Raw genomic sequence first — 7,146 nt, 5'->3', positions numbered from 1 at the left:
GCTCATAACCCGAAGGTCGTAGGTTCAAATCCTGCTCCCGCAATAGAGAAAACGGCTCGGTAGCTCAGTTGGTAGAGCAATGGATTGAAGCTCCATGTGTCGGCGGTTCGATTCCGTCTCGCGCCATGTAATATAAAAATGGAAAGATAGCGAAGAGGCTAAACGCGGCGGACTGTAAATCCGCTCCTTCGGGTTCGGGGGTTCGAATCCCTCTCTTTCCATCATAACGGGCATAGTTTAAAGGTAGAACTAAGGTCTCCAAAACCTTCAGTGTGGGTTCGATTCCTACTGCCCGTGTTTGGAATATGGCGGGTGTGGTGAAGTGGTTAACACACCAGATTGTGGCTCTGGCATTCGTGGGTTCGATTCCCATCACTCGCCTATTTTGTTGGGGTATAGCCAAGCGGTAAGGCAAGGGACTTTGACTCCCTCATGCGTTGGTTCGAATCCAGCTACCCCAGTTAGAACTCTTTGCCGGCGTGGCGGAATTGGCAGACGCGCTGGACTCAAAATCCAGTGTCCTCACGGACGTGCCGGTTCGACCCCGGCCGCCGGTATACATAAAATGACAAGACTAGTAGTCTTGTTTTTTATTTTCTTTTTATCAGTTATTAGGTTGTTTTTGTGTTATAATTTCTTTAATTCTTTTATTTTTTGAGTGATTGTGATATTAGTTAAACGTTGAGGTTGTTCCTATGATTAGAATATTTAAAGACAAGGAAATATTAAGAATTCTTGAGCCAATTTCTGAGCTTTACCAAGAGGTTTTTCAAGTTGATGACGAGGCTAAGGCATTACTTGTTTGGCGAATTAAGAAAAGTATTAATAATAAAAAGAATCCAATCGTCATTGCTTATTTTTCAGATGATAATGAATTACTTGGTGGTGTTTTTGGTTATGATTATTTGAAAGACAATTATTGGGCAAAGCAAGTTAATCCTTATTTGAGTGATGATTATGATTGGTATGCATCAACGTTTGAGGTGAATGAACTTTTTGTCAAACAAGATACTCAGGGACAAGGAGTTGGAGGTCAACTTTTAAATGCATTAATTGCTAGTGTTTCACAAGATAATCTACTTTTAAGCACTATGGCATTTCATAATGAGCCTGTTATTGCATTTTACAAACATCATGGTTTTCGTGTCTTACTTGAACAATTTAAGTTCAAAAATTCAAACCAAATTTTTAGTATTTTAGGTTATCAAAAGAATAAATCTAACTACTAAAATATAATATTGTTATGTTTAATGATTGTTATAAACATTGTAAGATAAGAATTAGAAAGAGAATTCATGAAATTTAATCACGTTAATATGAAACAAGGCTTAACCCCTTGTTTTTTTATTGCTTGTTTACTTGGTACAACTAGTTATTCCCTCTTTATGATATACTTGTTTTAAAGAGAAGTTAAATCAATTTAAATAATTAATTAAAGTATGTTTAGGAAAAATTAATGAAAAAACGAGAGATGCTTTTATCGCCCTACAATCCTGATTGGGTGAGACAATTTGAAACGATAAAACTTGATCTGGTTAATCTTTTATCGAAACAAATAGTAGCAGTGCATCATTTTGGTTCAACGGCTGTTGAAGGGATGTCTGCTAAACCGATTATTGATGTTTTGGTTACTGTTAAAAAAATTGAAACAGTTGATTCTTTTAACAAGCCGTTAGAACAGTTGGGTTATATAGCCAAAGGAGAAAACGGTATATCTGAAAGAAGGTATTTTGAAAAATACGCTTCTGATAACAGCACTCATTTAGTTCATCTTCACTTCTATCAAGATGGAAACTATAAAGCATTAGAAGAATTAAAGTTTAGAGATTTTCTGAGAAATAATCAAGAAGCTTTTGATCGTTATTTGGAAATAAAAAGAGAAGCAAGTCAGTTATATCGCTATTTTCCAGAGCAATATCAAAACCACAAATCAGCTGTTATTAAAGAATTAATTGAAAAAGCTAATACCCCTCTTCAAACTAAACAGTAGTCATTCTTTTACCCTGTCAAAAAATGAAAACACTCATAAGGAGAAATAGATGAAACAGATAGAAACAAAAAGACTAATCATTAGAGCTCCTCAGAATGAAGATTTTGAAGCCCTATATGCCATTCACTCTAATCCTTTGACTAATCTTTATAATCCCAATGGTCCTATTCAAAATAGAATTGCTTTTCAACAGATATTTGATGAGTGGTTACTTCATCATCGTATACATGGCTTTGGTTACTACGTTTTGATTGATAAAGAAGACTCATCTGTTTTTGGTCTTAGTGGTTTGAAGTTTGTGACGATTAAAGATGAAGAGTATCTCAATTTGTATTATCGCATTACCCCTGAAAAAACAAGACGAGGCTTTGTTAAAGAAGCTGCACAAGAAATTATTACGACGGTCCTTAGAGAGCTAGATAATAAATATGCTATTGTGGCTTTAACGCTTGATACTAATCTGCCTTCTCGAAAAACGGCTGAATCTCTTGGACTTGTTTATAATCCTCAACTAGATAATTATAAAGGACAAGGGAATGTCTATTATTTTAGCCAGTTCCCTACTTAGGATAAGTGTTTGAAAGATTTTTCTAGAGAATTTGATTTGCTTAAAATAGGATTTTCAAATACTTGATAGTATAAAAAAGAGTTAAAAGATAGGTATTTGGTTACTTATCTTTTTGTTGTTTTTGGTCATCGTATCTTCCTTACAATTGTGGTAAAATAGAAGTACGATTTAACAAGGAGTAATCATGACGGATTTATTCAAGCAATTACTAGATCAAATAGCTATTCCTGATGATTTGAAAGAATCAGCAGTTTTTTCTGATGCTGACATTGAACGTGTTTTAGTGAATGCTCAAAAAAGAACTTGGGAGTTTTATTTTTCTTTTGATCAATTGTTACCCATTTCAGTCTACCGAGTTTTAAGACATTCGTTGGTCACAACTTTCGCATCTTTAAACATTAAAGCAACTCTTTTTCTATCTGTTAAAAATGTGGAAGTGACTGATGAACTGCTTAAGAATTATTATCAAGAAGCCTTTGATTCAGAGCTTTGTCAGAGTATGAGTTTTAAAAGCTCTTTTTCTCATTTAGCAGTTTATTATGAGGATGATACCATCTTTATTAAGGCACCTCATTTTTTAAATAATGAGCATTTTCGCAAGAATCATTTACCTAATCTGGAAAAACAATTTGAAGCTTTTGGTTTTGGCAAAATTTCTTTTGATATTGTCTCAAGCGATGAGTTGACAAAGACTATTGTTGAAGAATTTGAATCTGGTAAAAATCAATTAATTGAAACAGCGACTAAAGAAGCTATTGATGCTCAAAAATCTTTAGAAGCCCTACAACCGCAACCTGAAACAACAAATACTTCCTATCAAGAACGAACAACAATGAGACAAGCTAGTTTTGCTAAGGCTGAAATCACACCTATGATTGATGTGTTTGAAGAAGAAAATAGGATTGTTTTTGAGGGTCTTGTTTTCGCTGTAGAAAAGAAAAAAACACGAACTGGGCGCTATATTATCAACTTTAAAATGACGGATTATACTTCTAGTTTTGCCATGCAAAAATGGGCTAAAGACGAGGAAGATTTGAAAAAATATGATGTGATTGCTAAAGGGGCTTGGTTACGTGTTCGAGGAAATATTGAGAATAATCAATTCACTAAGTCTCTAACAATGAACGTTCAGGATGTTAAAGCCATTGACCATGAAGAACGTCAAGACAAAATGTCTGAAGGACAAAAACGGGTAGAATTTCATGCGCACACCAATATGTCGACCATGGATGCACTGCCTACGGTTGAAGATTTAATTGCTAGAGCAGCTAAATGGGGACATAATGCTATTGCCATTACCGACCATGGCAATGTTCAAAGTTTTCCACATGGTTATCATGCGGGTAGAAAAAATAATATCAAGGTCATTTTTGGTCTTGAAGCTAATCTAGTAGAAGACAAGGTTCCTATTACCTATAATGAAATTGATTTAGCGCTTAATGAGGCCACTTATGTTGTTTTTGACGTCGAAACAACGGGTCTGTCTGCAATAAATAACGATCTCATTCAAATTGCGGCCTCAAAGATGTATAAGGGAAATATCATTGAACAGTTTGATGAATTTATTAATCCAGGTTATCCTCTTAGCCCATTTACAACTGAATTAACAGGGATTACCAACCAACATCTACAAGGGGCGAAACCTTTATTACAGGTCTTACAAGAGTTTCAAGCTTTTTGTCAAGACACGGTTCTTGTAGCTCACAATGCCACTTTTGACGTTGGGTTTATGAATGCTAATTATGAGCGAAATGGATTGTCTCCAATCACTCAGCCGGTCATTGATACCTTAGAATTTTCTAGAAACCTATACCCAGATTATAAACGTCATGGTTTAGGGCCTTTGACCAAACGTTTCCAAGTGTCTTTAGAACATCATCATATGGCTAATTATGATGCAGAAGCAACTGGTCGTCTCTTGTTTATTTTCCTCAAAGAAGCACAGGAAAAATTGCAAATTACTAATCTTCTTGACTTAAATAAAAAAGCGATTTTAAAAGACTCTTATAAAAAAGCAAAGACTAAACAAGTCACAATTTATGTTCAAAATCAAACAGGTTTAAAAAATCTGTTCAAAATTGTTAGTCTGTCAAATGTTGTCTATTTTGAGGGTGTTCCTCGTATTCCAAGAACAGTTCTTGATGAGCATAGAGAAGGGCTACTACTAGGAACTGGTGGTGAAGAAGGTGAAGTTTTTGATGCTGTCTTATCAGAAGGTGTTGAAAAGGCTGTTGAAAAAGCTTGTTACTATGACTTTATCGAAGTTATGCCTCCAGAGCTATATCGACCTCTAATCGCTAGAGAATTGATTGCCGATCAAGCAGGCATTGAAACGATTATTAGAGAGTTAATTGATGTCGCTAAACGTCTTGATAAGCCAGTTTTAGCAACTGGAGATGTCCATTATTTAGACCCAGAAGATGAGATTTATCGTGAAATTATTGTACGTAGTCAAGGTCAAGGAGCCATGATCAATCGTCCAATTGGTCGAGGCGAAGACGCGCAACCAGCGCCGCTACCAAAGGCACATTTTAGAACAACTGATGAGATGCTAGAGGAGTTTGCTTTTCTAGGCGAAGAATTAGCTTACGATATCGTTGTGAAAAATCCAAATGCCATGGTTGAGCGCTTTGAAGCAGTTGAAGTGGTTAAAAGTGACCTCTATACGCCTTTCATCGAAGGAGCCGAAGAAGAGGTGGCAAGACTTACCTATGAGAAGGCTTTTGAGTTATACGGGAATCCCTTGCCAGATATTATTGACTTGCGGATTGAAAAAGAATTGACCTCTATTTTGGGAAATGGCTTTGCGGTGATTTACCTTAGTTCACAAATGCTAGTGCAACGCTCCAATGATCGTGGGTATTTGGTTGGCAGTCGTGGTTCTGTCGGCTCTAGTTTTGTTGCTACAATGATTGGTATCACAGAAGTTAACCCTATGCCTCCTCATTATGTTTGTCCAAGTTGTCAACATTCCGAATTTATCACAGATGGTTCTGTTGGTTCGGGTTATGATTTACCTGAAAAAGATTGTCCTCAGTGTGGCACAAAGTATCGTAAGGATGGTCAAGACATTCCTTTTGAAACTTTCCTTGGTTTTGATGGGGATAAAGTACCTGATATTGATTTGAATTTTTCTGGTGATGACCAAGCCAGCGCCCACTTAGATGTTCGTGATATTTTTGGTGAAGATTATGCCTTTAGAGCAGGAACAGTAGGTACCGTTGCCGATCGAACAGCTTATGGTTTTGTTAAGGGTTATGAAAGTGATTATGGCAAATTTTACCGTGATGCCGAGGTTGACCGCTTAGCTATGGGGACGACAGGTGTTAAAAGAACAACTGGTCAACACCCTGGTGGTATTGTTGTTATCCCAAGTTATATGGATGTTTATGATTTTACACCTGTTCAATACCCAGCTGATGATTTAACAGCAGGTTGGAAAACGACTCACTTTAACTTCCATGATATTGATGAGAATGTTTTGAAACTTGATATTCTTGGTCATGATGACCCGACAATGATTCGTAAACTACAAGATTTATCTGGTATTGATCCAAAAGAGATTCCAGCCGATGATCCTGATGTGATGAAGTTGTTTTCTGGAACAGAAGTACTTGGTGTGACGCCTGAGCAAATTGGTACGTCAACTGGTATGCTTGGTATTCCTGAATTTGGTACCAATTTTGTTCGTGGTATGGTGGATGAAACGCATCCAACAACTTTTGCTGAATTATTGCAATTATCAGGGCTATCACACGGAACGGATGTTTGGTTAGGAAATGCTCAAGATTTAATCAAGGCAGGTATTGCCGACTTATCAACGGTTATTGGTTGTCGTGACGACATCATGGTTTATTTGATGCATGCCGGTTTAGAACCTAAAATGGCTTTTAATATTATGGAGCGGGTTCGTAAAGGACTCTGGTTAAAGATTTCGGAAGAAGAAAGAGAAGCTTATATTAAAGCCATGAGAGAAAACAAGGTACCAGATTGGTACATTGAGTCTTGTGGTAAAATCAAATACATGTTCCCTAAAGCACATGCTGCGGCCTATGTTTTGATGGCTCTACGAGTAGCTTATTTCAAAGTTCACCACCCTCTTTATTACTATAGTGCTTATTTTTCTATTCGCGCTAAGGCTTTTGATTTGAAAACTATGAGTGGTGGTCTTGAAGCTGTAAAAGCTAGAATGGCTGAAATTACTCAAAAACGTAAAAACAACGAAGCAAGTAAGGTCGAAGAAGATTTATACACCACTTTAGAAATTGTCAATGAGATGTTGGAACGTGGCTTTAAGTTTGGTCAACTGGATCTTTATAAGAGTGATTCACATGAATTTTTAATTGAGGGAGATACTCTTATTCCACCATTTATTGCTATGGATGGTTTGGGAGAAAACGTTGCAAAACAAGTGGTTAAAGCACGTTCAGAAGGAGAGTTTCTATCCAAAACAGAACTTCGTAAGCGAGGTGGTTTATCAACAACGTTAGTTGAAAAATTAGATGAGATGGGAATTCTTGGTCCCTTACCTGAAGATAATCAGCTCAGTTTATTTGATGATCTATTTTAGTTACTACTCAAAACCCTA

At 36.6% G+C, this 7,146-nt stretch carries 4 protein-coding genes and 6 tRNA genes; all 10 read left to right on the top strand.

Annotated features, from left to right (window positions below):
- The first annotated feature begins 53 nt into the window (after positions 1–53).
- The 10 genes from JHK64_RS06475 (at position 54) to JHK64_RS06430 (ending at position 7,128) form a co-directional block, all read left to right on the top strand.
- Positions 54–126 (top strand) — tRNA-Phe (locus JHK64_RS06475).
- A 14-nt stretch (positions 127–140) separates the two neighbouring features.
- Positions 141–221, top strand: a tRNA-Tyr gene (locus JHK64_RS06470).
- A gap of 5 nt (positions 222–226) precedes the next feature.
- Positions 227–297, top strand: a tRNA-Trp gene (locus tag JHK64_RS06465).
- An 11-nt stretch (positions 298–308) separates the two neighbouring features.
- A tRNA-His gene (locus JHK64_RS06460) sits at positions 309–381 on the top strand.
- An 8-nt stretch (positions 382–389) separates the two neighbouring features.
- Positions 390–461: transfer RNA gene (locus JHK64_RS06455), tRNA-Gln, on the top strand.
- A 12-nt stretch (positions 462–473) separates the two neighbouring features.
- Positions 474–557: transfer RNA gene (locus JHK64_RS06450), tRNA-Leu, on the top strand.
- A gap of 138 nt (positions 558–695) precedes the next feature.
- Positions 696–1,229 carry a GNAT family N-acetyltransferase gene (locus JHK64_RS06445; protein WP_199568184.1) on the top strand — a complete coding sequence of 178 codons (534 nt, stop codon included), beginning with the start codon at positions 696–698 and terminating at the stop codon, positions 1,227–1,229.
- Positions 1,230–1,456: 227 nt separating this feature from the next.
- Positions 1,457–1,990, top strand: a complete 534-nt coding sequence (locus tag JHK64_RS06440) for a GrpB family protein (protein WP_199568183.1) — start codon at positions 1,457–1,459, stop codon at positions 1,988–1,990.
- A gap of 49 nt (positions 1,991–2,039) precedes the next feature.
- On the top strand, positions 2,040–2,558 hold the full coding sequence (locus tag JHK64_RS06435) for a GNAT family N-acetyltransferase (protein WP_199568182.1): 519 nt from the start codon (positions 2,040–2,042) through the stop codon (positions 2,556–2,558).
- A gap of 184 nt (positions 2,559–2,742) precedes the next feature.
- Positions 2,743–7,128: a PolC-type DNA polymerase III gene (locus tag JHK64_RS06430; protein WP_199568181.1), complete on the top strand. Its 4,386-nt coding sequence runs from the start codon at positions 2,743–2,745 to the stop codon at positions 7,126–7,128.
- Positions 7,129–7,146 lie beyond the last annotated feature (18 nt).

The sequence above is a fragment of the Streptococcus zalophi genome (genome assembly GCF_016481285.1).
Classification (GTDB): domain Bacteria; phylum Bacillota; class Bacilli; order Lactobacillales; family Streptococcaceae; genus Streptococcus; species Streptococcus zalophi.
Note: the sequence above shows the minus strand (reverse complement) of the source record. Positions and strands in the feature narration are given on the sequence as shown.